Origin of the sequence: Xanthomonas sp. CFBP 8151 (assembly GCF_011761885.1) — a bacterium.
GTDB lineage: Bacteria > Pseudomonadota > Gammaproteobacteria > Xanthomonadales > Xanthomonadaceae > Xanthomonas > Xanthomonas arboricola_B.
The window spans coordinates 40692-63607 of record NZ_JAASQZ010000006.1 but is presented as its reverse complement, the minus strand read 5'-3'; the positions used below and the strand labels follow the sequence as shown (position 1 = coordinate 63607).

Below are 22916 nucleotides of genomic sequence, written 5' to 3'. Positions count from 1 at the left end.
ATGAGTGCTTCCACGGCAGCACCGGCACGTGACCGGTTGCGTATCGCCATCCAGAAGAGCGGCCGCCTGGCCGAACCGGCGCGCAGCCTGCTGGCGGCCTGCGGGCTGAGCTGGCGGCAGAGCCGCGACAAGCTGTTCTGCTACGGGGAATCGCTGCCGGTGGACCTGCTGCTGGTGCGCGACGACGACATCCCCGGCCTGATCGCCGATGGCGTCTGCGACCTGGGCATCGTCGGCCAGAACGAACTCGAAGAGCAGGCATCCGAGCGCCGCCGCAACGGCCTGCCGGCCGCGTATCACGCCGTGCGCGGAGTCGGGTTCGGCCAGTGCCGGTTGATGCTCGCGGTGCCGGAAGAGTGGGACTGGCAGGGTGTGGCGCAACTGGCCGGCAAGCGTATCGCCACCAGCTACCCGGCGATCCTGGCCGACTGGCTGCAGCGCCAGGGCATCGACGCGGCAGTGGTGGAGTTGTCCGGCTCGGTGGAGATCGCTCCGCGCCTGGGCACTGCCGATCTGATCTGCGATCTGGTCTCCAGCGGCGCCACCCTGGCCGCCAACCAGCTCAAGCCGGTCGAGCTGGTGATGGAGAGCGAAGCGGTGCTGGCCGGCGCGGTCCGCGAGCCGGCCGACGCACGCACCGCGCTGCTAGCGATGCTGCTGCGGCGCATGGACGGCGTGCTCAAGCTGCGCGACAGCAAGCTGCTGATGTTCCGTGCCGAGCAGGACAACGTGGATGCACTGCGTCGTCTGCTGCCCGACGCCGAGCCGCTGGTGCAGCTGCCCGACGACGGCAACGGCGCGTTGCGCCTGCAGACCATGTGTCATGGGGCGGTGACCTGGCAACGCTTGGAAGAACTCGAACGCGCAGGTGCGCAAGGTCTGATGGTGTTGACGGTGGAGCGCTCGCTGGCATGAAGATTCTCGATTGGTCGCAACTGGACGCCGCTGCGCGGACGCAGGCATTGACCCGCCCGGTGCAGACCGTGGCCACGCAGACGCGCGAGGCGGTGGCTGCCCTTATTTCCGATGTGCGCGCACGCGGCGATGCCGCACTGCGCGAGATCACTGCGCGTTTCGATGGCGTGGCACTGGACAGCTTCGCAGTGAGCCAGGACGAATTCGCCGCCGCGCAAGCGGCGGTGGCGCCGGAGCTGCGTCAGGCCATGCAGGATGCGGTGGCGCGCATCGACAGCTTCCACCGCGCCGGCATGAGCGACGGCTATGCGGTGGAAACCGCACCGGGCGTGGTGTGCGAAAAGATCGTGCGGCCGATCGGCCGGGTCGGCCTGTACGTGCCGGCCGGCAGCGCGCCGTTGCCCTCGACTGCGTTGATGCTGGGTGTGCCGGCGCGTCTGGCCGGGTGTCGCGAGGTGGTGCTGTGCACGCCGCCGCGCAAGGACGGCAGCGTGGATCCGGCGGTGCTGGTCGCCGCGCAGCTGACCGGCGTGCGCCGCGTGTTCAAGCTCGGCGGTGCGCAGGCGATTGCGGCAATGGCGTACGGCACCGAATCGGTTCCCAGTTGCGACAAGCTGTTCGGCCCGGGCAACAGCTTCGTCACCGAGGCCAAGCAGCAGGTGGCGCAGTCCGGCGCGGCGGCGATCGACATGCCGGCCGGCCCGTCCGAAGTGCTGGTGATCGCCGATGCCGGTGCGCAGCCGGCCTTCGTTGCCGCCGATCTGCTGTCGCAGGCCGAACACGGCCCGGACTCGCAGGTGCTGCTGCTGTCCGACAGCGATGCGCTGATCGCGGCAGTGCAGTTGGAACTCGATGCCCAGCTGGCGCAACTGTCGCGCGCCGGAATCGCACGCCAGGCGCTGGCGCAATCGCGCCTGATCAAGGTGCAGACGCTTGACGATGCGTTTGCGATCAGCAACCGCTATGCACCGGAACATCTGATTCTCGCGCTACGCGAACCGCGTGCGTGGCTGAGCCAGGTCGAAGCGGCCGGCTCGGTGTTTCTCGGCGATTACACGCCAGAAGCGCTGGGCGACTACTGCAGCGGTACCAACCACGTGTTGCCGACCAGCGGTGCGGCGCGCGCCTACAGCGGCGTGAGCGTGGCCAGCTTTCAGAACATGGTCAGCGTGCAGGCCGCCAGCAAGGCCGGTATCGACGGCATCGGCGCATGCGCGCTGATTCTGGCGCGCGCCGAAGGCCTGGATGCGCACGCCAATGCAGTGGCCTTGCGCATGGGGGTGGCAGCATGAGCACGTCATCAATTCTGCAACTGGTGCGCGAGGACCTGCGTGCGTTCGCCGGCTATTCGTCGGCACGCACCAGCGCCTTGCAGGGCGATGTGTGGCTCAACGCCAACGAGTCGGCCTGGGGCAATCCGGCCGACCCGGGCGCGAGCACGCGGCGCTACCCGGATCCGCAGCCCAGGGGTCTGCGCAACGCGCTGGCGGCGCTGTACGGCTGTGCGCCCGAGCAGCTGTTGATCGGCCGCGGCAGCGACGAGGCGATCGATCTGCTGGTGCGCGGCCTGTGCGCCCCCGGGCGCGATGCGGTGGTGGTGACCCCGCCGGTGTTCGGCATGTACGCGGTGTGCGCGCGCCTGCAGAACGCACCCCTGGTCGAAGTGCCGCTGGTGGACGGGCCTGCGGGTTTCCGCGCGGATACCGCCGCGATCGTCGCGGCAGCGCTGGCCTCGCGGGCCAAGCTGGTGTTCCTGTGTTCGCCGTCCAACCCGGCCGGCTCGGCGATTGCCCTGGACGACATCGAAACCGCGGTGCAGGCCCTGCAGGGCAAGGCGCTGGTGGTGGTCGACGAAGCCTACGGCGAATTCTCCGATGTGCCGTCGGCGGTGAGCCTGCTTGCGCGCTACGACAATCTGGCGGTGTTGCGCACGCTCTCCAAGGCGCATGCGCTGGCAGCGGCGCGCATCGGCAGCCTGATCGCCAACGCCGAGCTGATCGCCCTGCTGCGGCGCTGCCAGGCGCCATACCCGGTGCCGACGCCGTGCGCGGCAATGGCCGAGCAGGCCTTGTCGGCGCCTGCGCTGGAGGTCACGCGTCGGCGCATCGCCGAGGTGCGCAGCGAGCGCACACGCGTGCACCAGGCGCTGGAGCAGCTGGCCGGTGTGCGTCAGGTCTATCCCTCGCAGGGCAACTTCTTGCTGGTGCGCTTCGACGATGCCGAAGCGGCATTCCAGGCGCTGCTGGAGGCCGGTGTGGTGGTGCGCGACCAACGCGCGGTTGCGCAGCTGTCCGACGCGTTGCGCATCACCCTGGGCACGCCCGAACAGAACGAGCGCGTGCTGAGCGCGCTGCAACGCAAGCAGGAGGCCGCCGCATGACCCCGATTCTTTTCGTTGACCGCGACGGCACGCTGATCACCGAGCCGGCCGATTACCAGATCGACGCCTACGAAAAACTGCGCCTGGTCGACAACGTGATTCCGGCGATGCTGAAGTTGCGCGATGCCGGCTATCAGTTCGTCATCGTCAGCAACCAGGACGGGCTGGGCAGCGACGGCTATCCGCGCGCGTCCTTCGATGGCCCCAACAACCTGATGCTGCAGATCTTCGCCAGCCAGGGCATCGCGTTCCGCGAGGTGTTGATCGACTGCAGCTGGCCGGCCGATAACGCGCCAACGCGCAAACCCGGGGTCGGCCTGATGGTGCCTTACCTGCAGGACCGCACGATCGACTGGGCACGCTCGGCAATGGTGGGCGACCGCATCACCGACATCCAGTTCGCGCAGAACCTCAATATCCGTGGCTTCCAGCTGCGCACCGAGGAGTTTGGTGGCGAGTGGGACTGGCCCGGCATCGCACACGAGCTGGCCGATGCGCCACGGCGCGCAGTGGTTCAACGCAACACCAAGGAAACAAAGATCCGCGTCGAACTGGATCTGGATCGTGTGGCCGAGCCGAAGACCGCCACCGGCCTGCCGTTCTTCGACCACATGCTGGAACAGATCGGCAAGCACGGCGGCTTTGCGCTGGACATCCGCGCCGAAGGCGACCTGCACATCGACGAGCACCACACCATCGAAGACACCGGTCTGGCGCTGGGGCAGGCCCTGCGCGAAGCGCTGGGCGACAAGCGCGGCATCGGCCGTTACGGCTTCGATCCCGACGACAGCCCGTGGCGCGTGGCCGGCGCCACCGCGCAGCATGGCTTCACGCTGCCGATGGACGAAACCATCGCTAGTGCCGCGCTGGATTTCAGCGGCCGGCCGTACTTCGTGTTCGAAGGCGAGTTCAAGCGCGAGCGCGTGGGCGACATGCCGACCGAGTTGGTGCCGCATTTCTTCCGTTCGATCTGCGATGCCTCCGGTTTGAACCTGCACCTGAGCGTGCGCGGCGAGAACGATCACCACAAGGTCGAGGCCTGCTTCAAGGCCCTGGCACGTGCGCTGCGTCAGGCGATCCGTCGCGAAGGCACGGCGTTGCCCACCACCAAGGGTGCGCTATGACCGATGTCGCGTTGATCGATGCCGGCGGCGCCAATCTGGGCTCGGTGCGCTATGCGTTGGAGCGGCTGGGCGTGGAAGCGCGGCTGGTACGCGATGCAGCAGGGTTGCAGGGCGCGCAGCGGGTGATCCTGCCTGGCGTCGGTGCCGCGCCCGAGGCGATGTCGCGCCTGCGCGCACAGGGCCTGGTCGAGCCGTTGCGACAACTGCAGGTGCCGCTGATCGGCATCTGCCTGGGGATGCAGTTGCTGTTCGAACATTCCGAAGAAGGCGATGTCGATTGCCTGGGCTTGCTGCCGGGCATCGTGCGTCACATGACGCCTGCGCTCGGCATCCGCGTGCCGCATATGGGCTGGAATCAGCTGGTGCCGATGCGCGCGTCCGCGCTGCTGGACGGCCTGCCGGCGCGTGCCAGTGCGTATTTCGTGCATGGGTATGCCGCGCCGGTGACGGCCGACACCGTGGCCGCCTGCGATCACGGCGGCCTGTTCACCGCGGTGGTGCAGCAAGGCCTGCGCTGCGGCGCGCAGTTCCACCCCGAGCGTTCGGCCGAGACCGGTGCACGCATCCTGCGCAATTTCCTTGAGATGAGCTTCCCATGAGTTTCACCGTTTACCCGGCGCTGGATATCCGCAACGGCCGCGTGGTGCGCCTGCTGCAAGGCGACTACGCGCGCGAGACGCAGTATGGCGACGATGTGCTGCCGCGCGCGCAGGCGTTTGCCGATGCCGGCGCGCAGTGGATGCATCTGGTCGATCTGGATGCGGCAAAGGCCGGTGGTTACACGCTGGCCATCACACTCGGCGAGATCGTCCGTACCACCGGCTTGCGGGTGCAGACCGGCGGTGGCGTGCGCTCACGCGCCGATGTGGCGCGCATCCTCGATGCCGGCGCCGCACGCGTGGTGATCGGCTCGTTGGCGGTGCGCCAGGCCGACAGCGTCATCGAATGGCTGCAGGAATTTGGCGCCGACCGCCTGACCATCGCGCTGGACACGCGCCAGGACGCCGACGGCGTATGGCAGTTGCCGGTGCATGGCTGGACCGAAGCTGCCGAGGCCACGCTGGATCAGTTGGCCGTGCGTTACGCGCAGGCCGGCCTGCAGCATCTGCTGTGCACCGACATCGCACGCGACGGCATGCTGTCCGGCCCGAACATGGATTTGTACGCGCACCTGCGCACGCTGGCGCCGCAGTTGCAGGTGCAGGTGTCCGGCGGTGCGCGCAACCTGGCCGATGTCGCGGCCGCCAGGGCCGCCGGCTGCGCCGGCATCGTGCTCGGCAAGGCCTTGCTGGAAGGGCATCTGGTGTTGAAGGAGGCATTGGCATGCTGAGCCGCCGCATCATTCCGTGCCTGGACGTGCGCGATGGACGCGTGGTCAAAGGCGTCAAGTTCCGCGACCACATCGACATGGGCGACATTGTCGAACTGGCGCTGCGCTACCGCGACCAGGGCGCAGACGAGCTGGTGTTCTACGACATCGGTGCCAGCCCGGAAGGGCGTTCGGTCGATTACACCTGGGTCGAGCGGGTGGCGCGGCTGATCGATATCCCGTTCTGCGTGGCCGGCGGCATCGGCGATGTGGAAACCGCGCGCGCGGTGCTGCATGCCGGTGCCGACAAGATTTCGATCAACTCGCCGGCGCTCGGCAGGCCGCAGTTGATCTCCGAACTGGCCGACGCCTTTGGCGTGCAGTGCGTGGTGGTCGGCGTCGACTCGATCCGCGAGCAGGACGGGCAATGGCGCGTGCGCCGCTACACCGGCGACCCGAGCAAGACCCAGGCCTTGCCGATGCGCACCCTGGACTGGGTGGCCGAAGCGCAGCGCCTGGGTGCCGGCGAGATCGTGCTCAACTGCATGGACAACGATGGAGTGCGACGCGGCTACGACATCGCGCAGCTGCGTCAGGTGCGCGCGTTGTGCCACGTGCCGCTGATCGCTTCCGGCGGTGCGGGCGAGATGCAGCATTTTGCCGACGTGTTCGACCAGGCCGATGTGGATGGCGCGCTGGCGGCAAGCGTGTTTCACAGCGGCGCGATTCCGATCCCGGAACTCAAGCAATTCCTGCGCGCGCAACAGATCGAGGTACGTGATGGGCAGTGACGAGATGACAGCGGGCGACGCGCTCGCCGCGCTGGACTGGAGCAAGGCCGACGGCCTGTTGCCGGTGGTGGTGCAGGACGCCGACAACCTGCGCGTGTTGATGCTGGGCTACATGAACGCCGAAGCGCTGGCGGTGACGCAGCAGCGTGGCGAAGTGACCTTCTTCAGCCGCAGCAAGCAGCGCCTGTGGACCAAGGGCGAGAGCTCGGGCAACGTGTTGCGGGTGGTGTCGATCGAGACCGATTGCGACGCCGACACGTTGCTGGTGCAGGCGCGCCCGCACGGGCCGACTTGCCATGTGGGCCGCACCAGCTGCTTTCCGGGCGCCCCCGGCCAGTTCCTCGGCAGCCTGGATGCCTTGATCGCCACGCGCGAGCAGCAGCGCCCGCACGGCAGCTACACCACCAAGCTGTTCGAACAGGGCATCCGCCGCATCGCGCAGAAGGTGGGCGAGGAGGGCGTGGAAACTGCACTTGCCGGTGTGGTGCAGGGCGATGCCGAGTTGCTCGGCGAGTCGGCCGACCTGCTGTATCACCTGATCGTGCTGCTGCGCGCGCGCGGCCTGGGCCTGGGCGACGCAGTGGCGTTGCTGGAGTCGCGGCACAAATAACGCGGTCGCGTCGCAGCGCACCCGGGCGCGATGGGCGTTATCGGTAAGGCCCGTCGCGCCCGGGTGCGCTCCTACGGAATGTGTCGGCGTGTCTTTCGCGCCGTGCGCCTGGCGAGGGCGGGTACAATTTCCGCCGATCTTCGCGCGGGAAAACGCATGCAGCTTCGCTTCGCTCTGTTGGCCCTGGGTGTGCTCGCGGGAAGCGCGTACGCGCGCGATGCCGTGGTCGACGGCACCGTCTACGAAGAACGCGACGGGCGTGCCGGGCGCAGCGCCGATGAGCCCGGCATTGCCGATGTCACCGTCTCCAACGGCGAGCAGCTGGTGCGTACCGACGCGCAAGGCCGCTACCGCCTGCCGGTGCGCGACGGGCAGACGGTGTTCGTGATCAAACCGGGCGAGCGCAGCTTCGTGCCAGCCGCCGACGGACTGCCGGGTTTCTGGCGTCACTACGCGCCCAAGGGCTCGGCCAGGCGCAACTACCCAGGCATCGCCGCAACCGGGCGCAATACGCAGCACTGGGATTTCGCGCTGACCCCGCGCGCCAGCGCCGGCAAGCAGGGCTTCCAGATGCTGGTGTTTGCCGACAGCCAGACTGCCAGCCTGACCGACGTGGGCTACTACCAGCGCGATATCGTGGCACCGATCGTCGGCAAGACCTCGGCCAGGCTGGGCACCACGCTGGGCGATATCGTCAGCGACGATCTGAGCCTGTACCCGGCCCTGAACAAAGTCACCACCCAGCTGGGCGTGCCGTGGTTCCATGTGCCGGGCAATCACGATCTCAATCTCGACGCGGGCGACGATGCGCATTCGCTGGACAGCTGGCGTGCCGTCTACGGCCCGGACACCTATGCGGTGGAAGAGGCCAACGCCAGCTTCGTGTTCCTGGACGATGTGATCTATACGCCAGGCGGCAAACCGGCCTATGTCGGCGGCCTGCGCGAGGACCAGTTCGCGTTCCTGCAGGCCTATCTGGCGCAGCTGCCGCGCGAGCGGCTGCTGGTGCTGGGCATGCATATTCCGCTGTTCGACGCGGCGCCGGGACAGGAGACATTTCGGCATGCCGATCGTCGCCGCCTGTTCGCCTTGTTGAAGGATGTGCCGCATGTGCTGGTGCTCAGCGCACACAGCCATACCCAGCGACAGGTCGATCACGGCGCCGACGAAGGTTGGCAGGGCGCCCGCCCGCTGCACGAATACAACGTCGGCGCGGCCTGCGGTGCGTTCTGGTCCGGTGCCAAGGATGCCGACGGCATTCCCGACGCGACGATGAGCGATGGCACGCCGAACGGGTACGCGGTGCTGCAGGTCGCGCCCGGCGGCGACTACACGCTGGCCTATCACGTCGCACGCTCGGCCGATGACGCGCAACTGCTGCTGCATGCGCCCAAGGTGCTGCGTCAGGGCGCGTACGCGGCCTGGGGGATCTACGCCAATGTCTTCATGGGCCAGGACGACACCCTCGTCGAGATGCGCATCGACAAGGGCGCATGGCAGCCGATGAAGCGGGTGGAGCGCGCCGATCCGCGCCTGCTGGCCGAGAACGTGCGCGACGATGCGGCCGAGCAATTGCGCGGCTACGACCGCTCGCCCGAGGCCACGCCGTCCACGCATCTGTGGCGTGGCGCGTTGCCGACCACGCTGGAGGTGGGCGAGCATGCGGTGGACGTGCGCGCATCGCTGCCGACCGGGCAGTACGGCGCACGCACGGTGTATCGCTTGCAGCGCGCCGATCCCTGATGGGGAGGCGTGCGTGGTGCGAGGGCTCCGGTGTGGAGTCCGTCGCGCATGCATGCGGCCCTGCGGTGTCCTGTCGATTCGTTCGCGTCATGGACCACGCTTGAACCCTATCGCCGGACACACAAACGCCTCCACAAGGGAGGCGTTTTGGGATCCGGGCTGGCAGGCGATGGCGCGCTGGCGGGGATCGATGCTGGCTGGCGTGCGCTGGCTGGCCGGGCGAGTGTAGCGAGGCTGCGCAAGCGCTGACGAAATGAGAATTAGTCTCAGCGCGTGGCGATCGTCAAGGTGTCGCTGGTGCTGGCACGGGCGACGGTTTGCGTGGGCTGGCGGCTGCGGCCGGCACCTTGGCCTTGATCGGGCTGTCCAGCGACTTGGTCTCGGAATCGGCTTCCGGATCCTGGTCCTGCCCGGCGTCCGGAGCGGTCTCCAGCGGCGGATACGGGTAGGCCACGGCCGGGCCTGCATGCAGGCCTGCACGCCAGCGTGCCAGCACCGGCGCGATGCGCTTGCCGAGCGACTGCTGCGGCAACGACGGCAGTTCGCCTTCCTGCTGCTCGCGCGCAGTGATCGCTGTCCTGGCCATATCGAACGCGGCCAGCGGGTCGTCGCTGCGGTTCATCGCATCGATCAGCCAGGCCTGGCCGAAGTAGGTCGCATTGGAGGTGTTGCCGCAGCCGAACGAGGGCCGGTCTGCACGCGCGGCGGTGAGGATCAGCGTGTTGGGCGAACGCAGCGCCGGAATGAAGCCGCCCGAGTAGCACGCCGACAGCACGATGATGCGATTGCCGATGCCGGCATCGTCCAATGCCTGACGCAGATCCTGCGGGCTGATGAAGTCCTCCTCGTTCTGGTCCACCTGCACGTACAGCGTGTGGTCCTCTGTGCCATGGGTGGTGACGAACAGCAGCAGCGCGTCTTCCTTGCGATCCATGCGCTTGCCGATTGCGGCGAGCGTGTCGTAGAGGTTGTCGTAGGTCGCCAGCGGCGCGTACGGCTGCTCGCCCAGATTGTCCGGGTTGTTGACCAGCGTCACCACGCGGCCGCGTGCATCGAAGCGTTGTTCGAACAGCTGCCTGAGGTAGAGCGTCTCGTTGCGAAACACCTCGTCGCTGGCATCGCCGGCGAAGCCGACCACATACAGGTCGGTCACGCCGGGGCGCTGCGGCTGCAGCGCGTTCAATGCCTGCGCAAGCGCAGTCTGATCGACCGGGTCGACCTCATCCTTGCCTGCCGCCTGGTTCGGCAGTGCGGCACCGGCATCGGGATGACAGCCGGCCATCAAGGCCACGATGACGATCAACAAGGACAGGCGCCGCAGCAAGGCGTTCAGTCCGAAGGGGGAATGCAGCGACATGACAAACGCCGAGGTCTGGGAGAACGGGTGGAGCGCGCAGGCGCAGTAATCGCAACACAGGCCATGGCGTTGCACAACGTCCATCGATCCGCGTCAAGCACATCTTGCAGAGCACGTGGCGTGCAGCAGGCCTTGCATGCCAGGCCGCGCCCATCCGCATCGTCGAGGCCCGCTGACTCATGCCTGCAAGCGCCGCGCGAACATGCCGTCATGCAGGTGCGGACGGCGTGCTTGGACCGCAACCTATCAGGAGCGCATGCAGCACCGAATAACGACTGCGCTCACCCGAGGGTGAGCGCAGTTGGTTGTCTACCGCGCTTACAGCGCCAGCTTGGTGAAACTCTCCACGCGCTGGTGACTGCCGATCTCGTCGGCCGAACGTGGGGTGGGGTAGTCCTCGAGACGGTCCAGCAACGCAGTGCGCATGCCTGCACGCTTGGCGGCGTCCAGCTCCTCGATCACGTCCGACAGGAACAGGATCTCGCCCGGCGGCACGCCGATGCGTTCGGCGATGCGGCGGTAGCTGGCGCTCTCGCGCTTGGGGCCGACCTCGGTATCGAACCAGTCGCTGACCAGCCCGCTCAGGTCGCCGGCATCGCTATGGGCAAAGAACAGCTTCTGCGCCGGCACCGAGCCGGACGAATACACGTACAGCGGGATGCCGGCCGCGTGCCAGGCCTGCAGCTGGATCGCCGCATCGGCATAGATGTGCGCAGTGAAGTCGGCGGTCCTGTAGCCGTCGCTCCAGATCATCCCCTGCAGGGCCTTGAGTGCGGTGTGCTTGCGATCCTCGTCGATCCAGGTCTGCAGGGTGCTGACCAGGACCTCGTCCGGCACGTCCTCGCCGATTTCGTCGGCCACCTGATTGAGCCAGTGCCGCACCTGCGGGTGACCGCCGTGCTCCTGCACGTAGGCCGGCATGGCGCGGCGCGCATACGGAAACAACACGTCCTTGACGAACGAGATGCTGCTGGTGGTGCCTTCGATATCGGTGAGGATCGCTTGCGGTCGTGTCATCGTCAGCTGGCCTTTGGAGGTTTCTCGGGGGCGTAGCGGGGGAATTGTTGGGCGATCTCGGTGCCGGTGAAGTGGCCGACCCAGCCATCGGGCTCGGTGAAGAAGCGGATCGCCACGAAGTGCGGCTCCGGCCCCATGTCGAACCAGTGCAGGGTGCTGTCGGGCACCGCGATCAGGTCGTCCTTCACGCATTCGATCTCGTAGACCTTGTTGTCCACGTGCAGCGTGAACTGGCCCGAGCCGGCGACGAAGAAGCGCACCTCGTCTTCCTTGTGGAAGTGCTCGTCCAGGAACTTGGCGCGCATTTCCTCGCGCTTGGGATTGTCCGGCGCGATGCTGACCACATCGACGGTCTTCAGCCCGCGCTCGGCGCTGAGTCGCTCGATATCCTCGCGGTAGGCGGCCATCACCTGCTCGGGTGATGCGCCCGGCTCGATGGGCTGATTGGCCTTCCAGCGCTCGAAGGTCACGCCGATCTTGCTCAGCTCGGCGGCAATCTGCTCGCTGTCGCGGCTATCGAGTTGTGGCAGGTTGGGATCGGAATCGTTGTAGATGCGAAGTCGGCTCATGGCGATCTGGCTCACAAGGAAAGGGGGAGGTGGCGAGGGCTCAGCGCGGGCCGCGCAGCTTCAGCAGCTCGAGTTCGCAATGCAGCAGGAATTCGAAGGCCTCCAGATGACGGCGTGCCTCGGCCATGTTGCGGCCCCAGGCATACAGTCCGTGCCCTTCGATGAGATACCCCCACAGGCTCTGTTTGTCCAGCAGGGCCTCGACCTGCGCAGCCAGCACCTGCATGTCCTGCGTGTTGGCGAACACCGGCACGTCCACTGCCGTTTCATGCGTGGTGTTGCCTTCGAAGGCTTTCAACAGCTCATAGCCTTCCAGCCGGATCACGCCGCTGCCGGCGTACAGCCGCGAGGCAATGGTCTGCACCGGCGAGTGCGTGTGCAGCACGCAGCCGATCTCCGGAAAGCGGCGATACAGCTGGGTGTGCAGCAGCGTTTCTGCGGACGGGCGCAACGGACGGCCGACCGCCAGGCCGTCGAAGTCCACCACCATGATGTCTTCTTCGACCAGGCGGCCCTTGTCGCGGCCTGACACGGTGATCGCCGCGTGCTGTTCGTCCAGGCGATGGGAGAAATTGCTGCTGGTGGCCGGCGTCCAGCCGGCCTGGGCCAGCTCGCGGATGTTGCCGATCAGCAGGTGCGCCAGCTCGTGCAGACGCGCAGCGCTGTAGGGCAGGGGGGCAGTGGTCGCATTCATGGACCTATTCTACTGCCCCGCCGGATTACGGTCAGGTGCAGCGCAGCAGGGTTTGTTCCTGCCAGGCCCGTACCTAGAGCGGCCTACAAAATGTGAAGAGCGCGAGACTGGCAATGAGCGCAGTGGTGTTGTCGGCCGTCTGTTGTTGGATGCGGTCAGAAGCCCAGGTCAAATGCCTGGTCGGTCGAGTGCGCGGTGCCCTCACCGCTTGCGGGACACGCCGTGAACCCGTCCCTGGGGCTCGGTGGCGGCGTCCATGCCGCCACACGGTCCCGCAACCGGCAAGGACACCGCACCAGACAGTTGGCCGGCTGTTTTCTTGAAAGCATGTTGCTCGGCCTGCGGCGGCAGGCGAGACGTTTGCAGGTTGCGCCTTAAAAAGCTGGTCTGCTGCTCGGCTTGCGATGGGAAGGTGGTGAGAAGCTGATCGACGCACAATGATCCGACCAGCGCACGTCATGCCTTGCTCTTAACCAGGCACATCGATCATCTCGACTGGTCCTTGCCCGCCCACCGTCGCGGGACCTTACGCGGCATGGATGCCGCGTAAGAGCCTCCATGGACGGATTCACGGCGTGTCCCGCGATGGTGGGCGGGCAAGGGCCCTGCAGCCAAGTTGCAGACCAGCAGATCAGGGTCCTGTAACCAGGCCACAGATCAGCCGCCCAGCAGCCGAAGACCTGTCACCGCTCTGCCATAAACCGGCGGGCGGTCGTTTTGTCAGTGGCTGCTGGCGCGCGCGCGTGCTCAGCGACCGTCGCGCAGACGGCTGTGGCGATAGCCGTAGCCGAAATAGACCACCAGCCCGACCAGCGTCCATCCCCCCATCAACATCCAGTTATGCAGGGTCATCGCCGACAGCAGGGCCAGGCAGCTCAACACGCCGGCGCTGCAGATCAGCCAGGCCACCGGCATGCGGAACGGACGCGGCAGTTCCGGGTGGGTACGACGCAGGATCAGCACGCCGGCGCACACCGCGGCGAAGGCGATCAGCGTCCCCATCGAGGTCAGCTCGCCCAGCACATCCAGCGGGAACACCGCTGCCAGCAGGGCGATGCCCACGCCGGTAATCACCGTATTGACGTGCGGGGTGCGGTACTTCGGATGGATACGGGTGAAGATCGACGGCAGCAGCCCGTCGCGCGCGATGATCATGAAGATGCGCGGCTGGCCGATGATCATCACCAGCACTACCGACGACAGCCCGATCAGCGCGCCGACTTCCACCACCACGCGCAACCAGGCCAGCTGCGGATGCGCCGCCACCGCGGTCACCACCGGCTCGTCGGTGCCGAGCAGGGTGTAGGGCACCAGCCCGGTCATCACCGCCGCCATGGCGATGTAGAGCACGGTGCAGATGACCAGCGACAGGATCATGCCGATCGGCAGGTCGCGTTGCGGCCGGTGCGACTCCTGCGCCGCCACCGACACCGCCTCGAAGCCGATATAGGCGAAGAACACCATCGCCGCGCCGCGCAGCACGCCTTCCATGCCGTACTTGCCCGGGCCTTCGTTGGCCGGGATGAACGGGTGCCAGTTGGCGGTATCCACGTACTTCCAGCCCACCGCGATCACCAGCAGGATCAGCCCGGTCTTCAGGATCACCATCGCCATGTTCATCGCCGACGACTTGCGGATGCCCACGTAGCACAACCAGGTCAGCAACAGCACGATACCGGCGGCGGGCAGGTTGGCGATCGCGCCGGTGCGCTGCAGCTTGCCGTCCAGTGGCGCACTGACCAGGGCGGCCGGCAGGTGGATGCCGAAATGCTCCAGCAGGCTCAGGAAATAGCCGGTCCAGCTGACCGCCACCGCCGAGGCGGAGACGCCATACTCCAGCACCAGCATCCAGCCGATGAACCAGGCTGCCAGTTCGCCGAAGGTGGCATAGGTATAGGTGTAGGCGCTGCCGGACACCGGCACCATCGCGGCGAATTCGGCATAGGCCATCGCGCAGAACGCGCAGCACACCGCGGCCAGCACGAACGACAGCATGATCGCCGGCCCGGCATGGTCGGCCGCGGCCTGGCCGGTGATGACGAAGATGCCGCCGCCGATCACCGCACCGATGCCCAGGGCGGTCAGCCCCCAGGGCCCGAGTGCGCGTTGCAGGCCCAGCCCGTCGGCCGCCTCATGGCTGGCGTGCGGGTGTTTGGTGGCCCAGAGTTGCTTGAACATGCAGCGGTTCCTGTTGAATCCCTGCACGTGGCGGTGCGGGCGTGTGCGGGATGTGCGGACTGTTGCGAGGGACTGGCGTTGTCAAATCCCCGCACACGGATGTGCGGGCTGTTGCGAGGGACTCGCAATCAAGCCTTGCGGGCCAGCCGGCTATGGCGAATGCCATAACCGAAATAGATGACCAGGCCGATCATGGTCCAGCCCACGAACACCTTCCAGTGTTCCTGAAACGCCTGGAAGAACAGGAACAGGCAGGCCAGCGCACCCAGCGGGCAGATCAGCATCGCCAGCGGCACCCGGAACGGCCGCGGCAGATCCGGCTTGGTGAAGCGCAGCACCATGACCCCGGCGCACACGGTGGCGAAGGCGAGCAGGGTGCCCATCGACACCAGCTCGCCCAGCACGCTGAGCGGGATCAACCCGGCCAGCAGCGCCGCGACCACGCCGACGAAGATCGTCCCGACATAGGGGGTATGGAACTTCGGATGCACCTTGCCAAACAGTCTGGGCATCAACCCATCCTTGGCCATGGTGTAGAAGATGCGCGGCTGCGCCATCAGCATCACCAGCACCACCGAGGACAGGCCGGCGATCGCGCCGATCTCCACGGCGGTCTTGAGCCAGGTCAGCTGCGGGTGCGCTTCCAGTGCGGTGGCCACCGGCTTGGCGGTGCCGAGCTGGGTGTAGGGCAGCAGGCCGGTCAGCACCGCGCAGACGATGATGTAGATGACGGTGCACACCGCCAGCGACACCAGGATGCCGATCGGCATGTTCTTCTGCGGATCCTTGGTCTCGCCGGCGGAGGTGGAGACCGCATCGAAGCCGATATAGGAAAAGAACACGATGGATGCCGCGCGGAACACGCCGTCCCAGCCGAACTGGCCCGGCCCGGTGTTTTCCGGGATGAAGGGATGCCAGTTGGCCGGATCGATATAGGCGATGCCGAAGCCGACGAACAGGCAGATCACCACGACCTTGATCGCCACCACGATGGCATTGGCGAATGCCGACTGGGTGACGCCGACGTAGCACAGCATGCTCACCGCCGCCACGATCAGCACGGCCGGCAGGTTGATGAGGTTGCCGGAGCTGACAAAGTTGTGGCCGTCCCAGGCCAGTGGCGCGCCGGCCAGCTCCGCCGGGAACGGCAAGCCGAGCGTGCCGGTCAGGAAACTGATCAGGTAGGCGGACCAGCCGACCGCAACGCTGGAGCCGGCGAACAGGTATTCCAGCACCAGGCACCAGCCGATGAACCAGGCGATGCCCTCGCCGAGGGTGGCATATGAATACGAATAGGCGCTGCCGGACACCGGCATCATCGCCGCGAACTCTGCGTAGCACAGGCCGGCGAATGCACAGGCGATGCCGGCGAACACGAAGGACAGCATCACCGCCGGGCCGGCGTGGTTGGCCGCGGCCTGGCCGGTCAACACGAAGATGCCGGCGCCGATCACCGCGCCGATGCCGAGCATGATCAGGTGCTTGGCGGTGAGGGTGCGTTGCAGGGTGGCTTCGCCCTGCAGGCTGCCTTCGACCGGTTCGCCCCCGTCGACATGTCCAGCGGGCTCGATCGGTTTGACCCTCAACAGAGACTTCAGCATTCGGTACATCCCTAAGTGGCAAAGCTAAGGCGCGCGCGCCTGGGCGAAGGTGGTGCGCCGCGTCCCGGTGGGACAGGCAAGCGGCCTACCTTGCCAAAGCTACACGCTCACGACAAGCACGTACGCAGCATGAATGGCGATAATGGCCGCCTGGCCCGCGACGGGCGACCGGGAACGACAGATGGTGGATGCAACCCTGCAACAGCGATTGGCCGACTACCGCGCGCGCTGGCCGGACGAAGCCGGGCTGGCCGAGCAGTTCGCTCAACTGCTGGACGATGCCACCAACCCGTTCCTGCGCGAGCGTGTCGAAGGTCATTTCACCGGCTCGGCGTGGGTGGTCAGCGCCGATGGCACGCGCACGCTGCTGACCCATCACCGCAAGCTGCAACGCTGGCTGCAGCTGGGCGGGCACGCCGACGGCGACCGCGACCTGGCGCAGGTGGCCTTGCGCGAGGCGCAGGAGGAATCCGGATTGACCGGTTTGCGCCTGGCTGACGCGGCCATCTTCGACCTGGACCGGCACTGGATCCCCGCGCGCGGCGAGGTGGCCGGGCATTGGCATTACGACGCGCGCTATGTGGTGGTGGCTGGGGCGGACGAGGCATTCGAGGTCAGCGAGGAATCGCTGGCTCTGGCGTGGCGCCCGGTCGCCGAGCTGCTTGCCGATCCGCAGCTGGATCCGTCGATGCGTCGCATGGCCGAGAAGTGGGTGGCGCGCGCGCGTTGAGCAGCTTGTTAGAGCCCCTTTCGTCGGGGTAATAAGGCGCTGCTTGCGCACCGCTGGCGCGTGCGACGCAAGTGCTGGTGCTGCCTGTCACTTGCTGGCTTCGGTGGGCGGCAGCAGCGCGGCCGGCGATCGGCTGCTCGGCTCGGTCAGACATCCTGTCTGACTCGCCGCCGCGGCACCTCCCTGTGCCGCTCTCCGCCAATCCCCGGCCACGCTGCTGCCTCGGCCATTCGCTGTCATGGCCTTGGAAGCATTGAAAGAGTGATGAAACGTTGTTTCGTGCTCAGGTCTGCGAAAGCCCCTCTCCCGTCGGGAGAGGGGGTGGGTACGGCTGACTAGAGTTCTAAAGCACTGCCTGCGCGCCACTGGCGCGCGTGCCTGGGAGTGGCTGCGCCGCAAGCGCGGGCAGGGGCGCGGAGCGGGGGTTGGGGGAGAGTACGGCCAGGCATCGGCTGCCAGTCTACGAGTCACCCTTGCTGGCGCGTGGCGACGCGTTTGCCATGGCAGACGCGCCGAAGGTGGCCGCAGCGCCCCCTCATCCGGTCCTTCGGGCCACCTTCTCCCGTTGGGAGAAGGGATCGCCTCGGTACAAAGTCCGCTCAGTACAAAATGCGCGTCCGCAAGGTCCCTTCGATCAAGGCCAGGCCTTCCTTAAGCGCGGTGGCCTGCGCCTCGCTGGCACTGACGTCGATCACCACGTAGCCCACCTTGGGATCGGTGCGCAGGAACTGGCCGTCGATGTTGACGTTGTGGCGCGAGAACAGTTCGTTGATCTTGGACAGCACGCCCGGCACGTTGCGGTGGATATGCAGCAGGCGCAGGCTGTCGGGATGTTCGGGCAGGGTGACCTCGGGGAAGTTCACCGCCGACAGGGTGCTGCCGTTGTCGCTGTAGCGCACCAGCTTGGCGGCCACTTCGACGCCGATATTGTCCTGCGCTTCCAGCGTGCTGCCACCCACGTGCGGGGTCAGGATCACGTTGTCGTGTGCGGTCAACTTTGATTCGAACGCATCGCCATTGCCCTTGGGCTCGATCGGGAACACGTCCACCGCCGCGCCGCCGATCTGGCCCGAGCTCAGCGCCGCGTCCAGTGCGTCGATGTCGATCACCGTACCGCGCGAGGCGTTGATCAGGTGCGCGCCGTGCTTCATGCGCGCGATTTCCGCCGCGCCGATCATGTCCTTGGTCGACGGCGTCTCCGGCACATGCAGGGTTACCACGTCCGAGCGTGCCAGCAGGTCGTCCAGATCGATCGCCGCACGCGCGTTGCCCAGCGACAGCTTGGTCTCGATGTCGTGGAAGATCACCTGCATGCCCAGCGACTCGGCCAGCACGCCGACCTGGGTGCCGATGTGCCCGTAACCGACGATGCCCAGCACCTTGCCGCGCGTTTCGTGGCTGCCGGCGGCCGACTTGGACCACCCGCCGCGATGGCATTCGGCGTTCTTCTGCGGGATGCCGCGCAGCAGCAGGATCGCCTCGGCGATGACCAGCTCGGCCACGCTGCGGGTATTGGAGTAGGGCGCGTTGAACACCGGGATGCCGGCCAGTTCGGCCGCGTCCAGATCGACCTGATTGGTGCCGATGCAGAAGCAGCCCACTGCGATCAGCCGCTTGGCATGCGCCAGCACCTCGGCGCTCAACTGCGTGCGCGAGCGGATGCCGACGATGTGCGCCTCGGCGATACGCGCAGTGAGTTCCTGTTCCGGCAACGATTTGGCGTGCAGTTCGATCTGCGAATAACCGGCGGCGCGGAACACATCCACGGCAGTCTGGCTGATGCCTTCCAGCAACAGGACGCGGATATCCTGCTTGGGAAACGAGGTTCTCTTCGGCGACATGGGGGAGCGCATTGCAGCAATCGGGTCGGCAACTATGCCAGATGGGCCGCGCGATGGGGCGCCCGCAACGCAGTGTTTGCGCAGGCAAAGTCCTTGCAGTGCAACGGTTTCAGCTGAATCCAACGCCGCGTCGGCGCCACGCCGTGCAGCTGGACGAGGCTGGCGCGCACTGGCACGCTGTGCGGTTCCTACCGCAGCGCCGTGTGCCATGACCGATCCCCGCATCCTTTCGTTGCAACAGGCCGTGCCGGCGTTGCGTTTGAAGACCGAGCCGGCCGACCTGGAACACTACGGCCGCGACTGGACGCGGCGCTGGACGCCCAACCCGCTGGCGATCGCCTTGCCCGGTTCGGTGGACGAGGTGCAGGCGGTGCTGCGCTGGGCAAATGCGAATGCGGTTGCAGTAGTGCCCTCGGGCGGGCGCACCGGTCTGTCCGGCGGTGCGGTGGCTGCCGACGGCGAGCTGGTGCTGAGCCTGGAGCGGCTGAACAAGCCGCTGGAGTTCAACGCAGTGGATCGCACGCTCACCGTCCAGGCCGGCATGCCGCTGGAAGCGGTGCACAACGCCGCGCGCGAGCATGGGCTTGTGTATCCGGTGGATTTCGCCGCGCGCGGCTCGTGTTCGATCGGCGGCAACATCGCCACCAATGCCGGCGGCATCCGCGTGATCCGCTACGGCAATACCCGCGACTGGGTGGCCGGCCTGAAGGTGGTCACCGGTGCCGGCGAACTGCTGGAGCTCAACAAAGCACTGGTGAAGAATTCCAGCGGCTACGATTTCCGCCATCTGATGATCGGCTCCGAAGGGACGCTCGGCGTGGTGGTCGAAGCGACGCTGCGACTGACCGACCCGCCGCCGCCCAGCAATGTGATGCTGCTGGCGCTGCCCTCGTTCGAGGTGCTGATGCAGGTATTTGCTGCGTTCCGCGCGCAGCTGCGGCTGGAAGCGTTCGAATTCTTCACCGACCGCGCGCTCGAACACGTGCTGGCGCACGGCGCGCAGGCGCCGTTTGCCGACGTGCATCCGTATTACGTGGTCACCGAATTCGCCGCCGGCGACGAGGCGCAGGAAGCCGCAGCGATGGCGGCATTCGAAACCTGCATGGAGCAGGGCTGGGTCAGCGACGGGGTGATCAGCCAGAGCGATGCGCAGGCTGCGCAACTGTGGCGACTGCGCGAAGGCATCACCGAAGCGTTGGCGCGCTACACGCCGTACAAGAACGACGTGTCGGTGCGCATCTCCGCGATGCCGGCGTTCCTGGCCGAAACCCAGGCATTGCTGCACGATGCGTATCCGCATTTCGATGTGGTGTGGTTCGGCCATATCGGCGACGGCAACCTGCATATCAACGTGCTCAAGCCCGACGACACCAGCCAGGCCGATTTTGTGGCGGCCTGCGATCAGGTGACCAAGTTGCTGGCGCAGGCCTTGCAGCGTTTCGGCGGCAGCATCTCCGCCGAACACGGCATCGGCTTGGTCAAGAAGGCCTACTTGTGGAGCACGCGCTCGGCCGAAGAGATCGCGCTGATGCGCGGGATCAAACATGTGCTCGATCCTCATCTTTTGCTGAATCCCGGCAAGCTGTTCGAGATGGACGACGCGCCTGCCGCCACGCGCGCCGGTTAGTCTTTCATCACCTTCACATGGAATCGATACGCCAATGATGCGCCCCCTCGTTTTTTGCGCTTTGACGCTGCTGCCGCTGGCGGCCTTCGCATCCAGCCTGGCCGGAACCTCGGCGGGTGCATCGTCGGCCGGTTCGTCCAATTCCTCCGGCAGCAGTTCCGGCGACGACAAGGTGGTGGCCGACGCACGCGAAGATGCCGCCGGCTTCGTCGCCAGCGATGGCGCGATCCGCGGCGCGCGGCTGGAAGCGGCGCTGCTGCAGTTGCGCGGTCGCAGCGATGCGGCGCGGCTGTCCAGCGACCTGGAACTGGCGCAGTCCATCCTGGCCCAGTGAGGTCTCTTCGCCGGTGCTGGTGGCTGTGGCTGGCCGCAGCGATCGCACCGGCGGTGCAGGCCGAAGTACGCATCGATGTCGATCCGCAGGGCCTGTCTGCGGCGCAGATCGACGCCACGCATGCGTTGGTGGAACAGGTCGCGCAGCGTCTGCCGCCTGCCTCGATGCAGCGTATCGGCGCACCGGTCCAGCTGCAGTGGCGCACGGATTTACCGGCACACGTGCATGGCCGCGCGATCGGCCGGCGCATCCTGCTCGATCGTGACCTGCTGGACGCGTGGAGCGCGCAGGCGACGGCCGCGCAGACCGACCCCGATACACCGGCCACGCGCGCGGCAATGGCCGCCGTAGTGCACGAACTGGCGCATGTGCTGGATCGCGGCGCGCACGGTGGCCTGTCGCGCGACCCGCGGCTGCGCGATCTTGCCGGCTGGCAGGTGCGCCCCTGGCGGATCGGGCGTGGCGCGAACCGGTTCAGCGATCGCAGCCCAGACGATTACGAACGGCGCAGCCCAGCCGAATTCGTCGCGGTGAATCTCGAACATTACGTGCTCGATGCCGATTATCACTGCCGGCGTCCGGCATTGGCGGCCTGGTTTGCCGAGCAGGTGGGCGCCATGCCCGATGCAACGCGTTGCGAGACGACGCTGCCGTACCTGCAGGCCGACAACGATGCCGGCGCGATGTCGCTGCTGGCACTGGATCCAGCGCGCGTGTATGCGGTGGACTACCTGCTGGCCGAGGGCAACACGCAGCCGATGAGCCGTTGGGGCCACAGCATGTTGCGTCTGGTGATCTGTGCCCCTGGCCGCGCACCCGGTCCCGGTTGCCGTCTGGATCTGCAGTATCACCGCGTACTGTCGTTCCGCGCTTTTGTCGGCGATGTGCAGATTTCCAGCTGGCGCGGGCTGACCGGCTCGTATCCCTCGCGGTTGTTCGTATTGCCGTTGAATCAGGTCGTGGACGAATACACCAAGGTGGAGCTGCGTGCGCTGTCATCGGTGCCGCTGACACTGACACCTGAGGAAATTGCCGCGCTGCTCGCACGCGCCGCGCAGGTGCATTGGAGTTACGACGGGCGCTACTACTTCATCGGCAACAACTGCGCGGTGGAGACCTTCAAGCTCCTGCACGATGGCGTGCCGCGGCTGTCCGCAGCCGGGCTGTCGTCGATCACCCCGCGCGGCGTAAGGCTGCGGTTGCAGCGCGCCGGCATCGCCGACATGCAGGTGCTGGACGACCGTGCGCAGGCGATTCGCCAAGGTTATTACTTCGAGTCGGCGGCGGCGCATTACCAGGCCATGTTCGAGGTGATCCGCCGCGGCCTGCCGGTGCCGCAGGCCGACGTGGAGCAATGGCTGGACGCGCGCGCGGACGCACGTGCGCAGTGGTTCGACCGCGGCGGTCTACGCGAGACGGCTGCGGCGTTGTTGCTCGAACAGGCCGCACTGCGGCGCCAGGAATTGCGCGCGCGCCATGCGCTCAAGCGCCTGCTGACACCGGGCGCGGCCGCGCGTGACTCGGTGCAGGGTCAGCTGCAGTCGCTGTTTGCCCGGCAGGCCCAGCTCAGTCATCCGGCCACGTTGTTGGGCAGCGCCGGCTACGGACTGCCGCAAGCAGACGAGCAGCAATACCTGAGCGCGCGCGTGGCGCAGGAAACCGGCGTATTGGTCGACGGGTGGACACAGCTGCAGAGGCTCGGGCGGCAGCAACTGCCGGCCGACGTCCGCAATGCATTGGAGCAGGGCGAGGCGAATGTGCAACGTCTGCGCGCACGCTTGCGCGTGCTAGCGCGCGGTGATGCGGCTGCCGACAAAGTGCGGTCGGAGATGGATATACCTCTGCGGGCGCAATAGCGATTCGGACGACGCCGGAGGGCGGTACGAGCCCCTCTCCGGCCGGGGCGAGAAGGCACTGCTTGCGCGCCACTGGCGCGCGTGGCTTGGAGCGCCCGCGCTGCTAGCGCGGTCCGGGGCGCGGAGCGGGGTGAGGGTACGGGGCGAAGCTCTCGTATAGGTCCAACTGCATGAGGCTTCGCCCGTACCCTCATCCGGCGCTTTGCGCCACCTTCTCCCGATGGAAGAAGGGACGCGCTG

General features: G+C 66.9%; 20 protein-coding genes. 13 read left to right on the top strand and 7 right to left on the bottom strand.

Annotation, left to right across the window (positions count from 1 at the left end; translation table 11 throughout):
* The 9 genes from hisG (at window position 1) to FHT08_RS19630 (ending at window position 8872) form a co-directional block, all read left to right on the top strand.
* A complete protein-coding gene (gene hisG / locus FHT08_RS19670) occupies window positions 1–915 on the top strand; it encodes an ATP phosphoribosyltransferase (RefSeq protein WP_104537534.1) in 915 nt (304 codons plus the stop codon).
* Window positions 912–2207 carry a histidinol dehydrogenase gene (gene hisD, locus FHT08_RS19665; RefSeq protein WP_166776517.1) on the top strand — a complete coding sequence of 432 codons (1296 nt, stop codon included), beginning with the start codon at window positions 912–914 and terminating at the stop codon, window positions 2205–2207. Before hisG ends, hisD begins: the two co-directional genes overlap by 4 nt.
* On the top strand, window positions 2204–3295 hold the full coding sequence (gene hisC, locus FHT08_RS19660) for a histidinol-phosphate transaminase (protein WP_166776515.1): 1092 nt from the start codon (window positions 2204–2206) through the stop codon (window positions 3293–3295). Before hisD ends, hisC begins: the two co-directional genes overlap by 4 nt.
* Window positions 3292–4419 (top strand): bifunctional histidinol-phosphatase/imidazoleglycerol-phosphate dehydratase HisB, encoded by a 1128-nt coding sequence (gene hisB, locus FHT08_RS19655; RefSeq protein ID WP_166776513.1) that lies wholly within the window; start codon window positions 3292–3294, stop codon window positions 4417–4419. The genes hisC and hisB overlap by 4 nt, the downstream gene beginning before the upstream one ends.
* On the top strand, window positions 4416–5018 hold the full coding sequence (gene hisH / locus FHT08_RS19650) for an imidazole glycerol phosphate synthase subunit HisH (protein ID WP_065032267.1): 603 nt from the start codon (window positions 4416–4418) through the stop codon (window positions 5016–5018). Before hisB ends, hisH begins: the two co-directional genes overlap by 4 nt.
* On the top strand, window positions 5015–5749 hold the full coding sequence (gene hisA, locus FHT08_RS19645; protein WP_166776511.1) for a 1-(5-phosphoribosyl)-5-[(5-phosphoribosylamino)methylideneamino]imidazole-4-carboxamide isomerase: 735 nt from the start codon (window positions 5015–5017) through the stop codon (window positions 5747–5749). The genes hisH and hisA overlap by 4 nt, the downstream gene beginning before the upstream one ends.
* Complete coding sequence (gene hisF / locus FHT08_RS19640) at window positions 5743–6519, top strand: imidazole glycerol phosphate synthase subunit HisF (protein ID WP_104537528.1); 777 nt, start codon at window positions 5743–5745, stop codon at window positions 6517–6519. Before hisA ends, hisF begins: the two co-directional genes overlap by 7 nt.
* The gene (gene hisIE / locus FHT08_RS19635; RefSeq protein WP_104537527.1) at window positions 6509–7129 is read left to right on the top strand and encodes a bifunctional phosphoribosyl-AMP cyclohydrolase/phosphoribosyl-ATP diphosphatase HisIE; all 621 of its coding nucleotides are present in this window, start codon (window positions 6509–6511) and stop codon (window positions 7127–7129) included. Before hisF ends, hisIE begins: the two co-directional genes overlap by 11 nt.
* A gap of 156 nt (window positions 7130–7285) precedes the next feature.
* Window positions 7286–8872: a calcineurin-like phosphoesterase C-terminal domain-containing protein gene (locus tag FHT08_RS19630; protein WP_166776509.1), complete on the top strand. Its 1587-nt coding sequence runs from the start codon at window positions 7286–7288 to the stop codon at window positions 8870–8872.
* Between the two features lie 283 nt (window positions 8873–9155).
* Here FHT08_RS19630 and FHT08_RS19625 read toward each other — a convergent pair whose 3' ends face one another.
* The 6 genes from FHT08_RS19625 to FHT08_RS19600 all read right to left on the bottom strand — a co-directional run bounded on the left by FHT08_RS19625 (window position 9156) and on the right by FHT08_RS19600 (window position 16288).
* Window positions 9156–10229, bottom strand: a complete 1074-nt coding sequence (locus tag FHT08_RS19625) for a C13 family peptidase (protein WP_166776507.1) — start codon at window positions 10227–10229, stop codon at window positions 9156–9158.
* Between the two features lie 318 nt (window positions 10230–10547).
* Window positions 10548–11246 carry an acireductone synthase gene (gene mtnC / locus FHT08_RS19620; protein WP_104537524.1) on the bottom strand — a complete coding sequence of 233 codons (699 nt, stop codon included), beginning with the start codon at window positions 11244–11246 and terminating at the stop codon, window positions 10548–10550.
* Window positions 11247–11248: 2 nt separating this feature from the next.
* Window positions 11249–11815, bottom strand: coding sequence for an acireductone dioxygenase (locus FHT08_RS19615; protein WP_104537908.1), 567 nt, complete (start codon window positions 11813–11815; stop codon window positions 11249–11251).
* Between the two features lie 40 nt (window positions 11816–11855).
* Window positions 11856–12509: a methylthioribulose 1-phosphate dehydratase gene (locus FHT08_RS19610; RefSeq protein WP_166776505.1), complete on the bottom strand. Its 654-nt coding sequence runs from the start codon at window positions 12507–12509 to the stop codon at window positions 11856–11858.
* 747 nt (window positions 12510–13256) lie between these two features.
* The gene (locus FHT08_RS19605; protein WP_166776504.1) at window positions 13257–14687 is read right to left on the bottom strand and encodes an amino acid permease; all 1431 of its coding nucleotides are present in this window, start codon (window positions 14685–14687) and stop codon (window positions 13257–13259) included.
* Window positions 14688–14815: 128 nt separating this feature from the next.
* Window positions 14816–16288, bottom strand: a complete 1473-nt coding sequence (locus FHT08_RS19600; protein ID WP_026064795.1) for an amino acid permease — start codon at window positions 16286–16288, stop codon at window positions 14816–14818.
* A 142-nt stretch (window positions 16289–16430) separates the two neighbouring features.
* Here FHT08_RS19600 and FHT08_RS19595 point away from each other — a divergent pair, with 142 nt between their 5' ends.
* Window positions 16431–17018: an NUDIX hydrolase gene (locus FHT08_RS19595; protein WP_104537521.1), complete on the top strand. Its 588-nt coding sequence runs from the start codon at window positions 16431–16433 to the stop codon at window positions 17016–17018.
* Between the two features lie 599 nt (window positions 17019–17617).
* Here the strand turns inward: FHT08_RS19595 and serA are convergent.
* Window positions 17618–18859 carry a phosphoglycerate dehydrogenase gene (gene serA, locus FHT08_RS19590; protein WP_104606415.1) on the bottom strand — a complete coding sequence of 414 codons (1242 nt, stop codon included), beginning with the start codon at window positions 18857–18859 and terminating at the stop codon, window positions 17618–17620.
* A gap of 208 nt (window positions 18860–19067) precedes the next feature.
* Here serA and FHT08_RS19585 point away from each other — a divergent pair, with 208 nt between their 5' ends.
* Genes FHT08_RS19585 through FHT08_RS19575 form a run of 3 tightly spaced genes read left to right on the top strand, consistent with a single transcriptional unit; the run spans window position 19068 to window position 22676 of the window.
* Window positions 19068–20486 carry an FAD-binding oxidoreductase gene (locus FHT08_RS19585; RefSeq protein WP_104606414.1) on the top strand — a complete coding sequence of 473 codons (1419 nt, stop codon included), beginning with the start codon at window positions 19068–19070 and terminating at the stop codon, window positions 20484–20486.
* Between the two features lie 34 nt (window positions 20487–20520).
* Window positions 20521–20820 (top strand): DUF2388 domain-containing protein, encoded by a 300-nt coding sequence (locus FHT08_RS19580; RefSeq protein ID WP_104606413.1) that lies wholly within the window; start codon window positions 20521–20523, stop codon window positions 20818–20820.
* Complete coding sequence (locus FHT08_RS19575) at window positions 20817–22676, top strand: DUF4105 domain-containing protein (RefSeq protein WP_166776502.1); 1860 nt, start codon at window positions 20817–20819, stop codon at window positions 22674–22676. The genes FHT08_RS19580 and FHT08_RS19575 overlap by 4 nt, the downstream gene beginning before the upstream one ends.
* The last annotated feature ends 240 nt before the right edge of the window (window positions 22677–22916 follow it).

Excerpts from the sequence above, each read along its gene's own strand:
- FHT08_RS19605 (WP_166776504.1), bottom strand. The coding sequence starts at position 14,687 with ATGTTCAAGCAACTCTGGGCCACCAAACACCCGCACGCCAGCCATGAG.
- hisD (WP_166776517.1), top strand. The coding sequence starts at position 912 with ATGAAGATTCTCGATTGGTCGCAACTGGACGCCGCTGCGCGGACGCAG.
- FHT08_RS19630 (WP_166776509.1), top strand. The coding sequence starts at position 7,286 with ATGCAGCTTCGCTTCGCTCTGTTGGCCCTGGGTGTGCTCGCGGGAAGC.
- FHT08_RS19610 (WP_166776505.1), bottom strand. The coding sequence starts at position 12,509 with ATGAATGCGACCACTGCCCCCCTGCCCTACAGCGCTGCGCGTCTGCAC.
- hisB (WP_166776513.1), top strand. The coding sequence starts at position 3,292 with ATGACCCCGATTCTTTTCGTTGACCGCGACGGCACGCTGATCACCGAG.
- FHT08_RS19580 (WP_104606413.1), top strand. The coding sequence starts at position 20,521 with ATGATGCGCCCCCTCGTTTTTTGCGCTTTGACGCTGCTGCCGCTGGCG.
- hisC (WP_166776515.1), top strand. The coding sequence starts at position 2,204 with ATGAGCACGTCATCAATTCTGCAACTGGTGCGCGAGGACCTGCGTGCG.
- serA (WP_104606415.1), bottom strand. The coding sequence starts at position 18,859 with ATGTCGCCGAAGAGAACCTCGTTTCCCAAGCAGGATATCCGCGTCCTG.
- FHT08_RS19625 (WP_166776507.1), bottom strand. The coding sequence starts at position 10,229 with ATGTCGCTGCATTCCCCCTTCGGACTGAACGCCTTGCTGCGGCGCCTG.
- FHT08_RS19600 (WP_026064795.1), bottom strand. The coding sequence starts at position 16,288 with ATGCTGAAGTCTCTGTTGAGGGTCAAACCGATCGAGCCCGCTGGACAT.
- FHT08_RS19585 (WP_104606414.1), top strand. The coding sequence starts at position 19,068 with ATGACCGATCCCCGCATCCTTTCGTTGCAACAGGCCGTGCCGGCGTTG.
- hisH (WP_065032267.1), top strand. The coding sequence starts at position 4,416 with ATGACCGATGTCGCGTTGATCGATGCCGGCGGCGCCAATCTGGGCTCG.
- FHT08_RS19595 (WP_104537521.1), top strand. The coding sequence starts at position 16,431 with ATGGCCGCCTGGCCCGCGACGGGCGACCGGGAACGACAGATGGTGGAT.
- hisF (WP_104537528.1), top strand. The coding sequence starts at position 5,743 with ATGCTGAGCCGCCGCATCATTCCGTGCCTGGACGTGCGCGATGGACGC.
- mtnC (WP_104537524.1), bottom strand. The coding sequence starts at position 11,246 with ATGACACGACCGCAAGCGATCCTCACCGATATCGAAGGCACCACCAGC.
- hisIE (WP_104537527.1), top strand. The coding sequence starts at position 6,509 with ATGGGCAGTGACGAGATGACAGCGGGCGACGCGCTCGCCGCGCTGGAC.
- hisA (WP_166776511.1), top strand. The coding sequence starts at position 5,015 with ATGAGTTTCACCGTTTACCCGGCGCTGGATATCCGCAACGGCCGCGTG.
- FHT08_RS19615 (WP_104537908.1), bottom strand. The coding sequence starts at position 11,815 with ATGAGCCGACTTCGCATCTACAACGATTCCGATCCCAACCTGCCACAA.
- hisG (WP_104537534.1), top strand. The coding sequence starts at position 1 with ATGAGTGCTTCCACGGCAGCACCGGCACGTGACCGGTTGCGTATCGCC.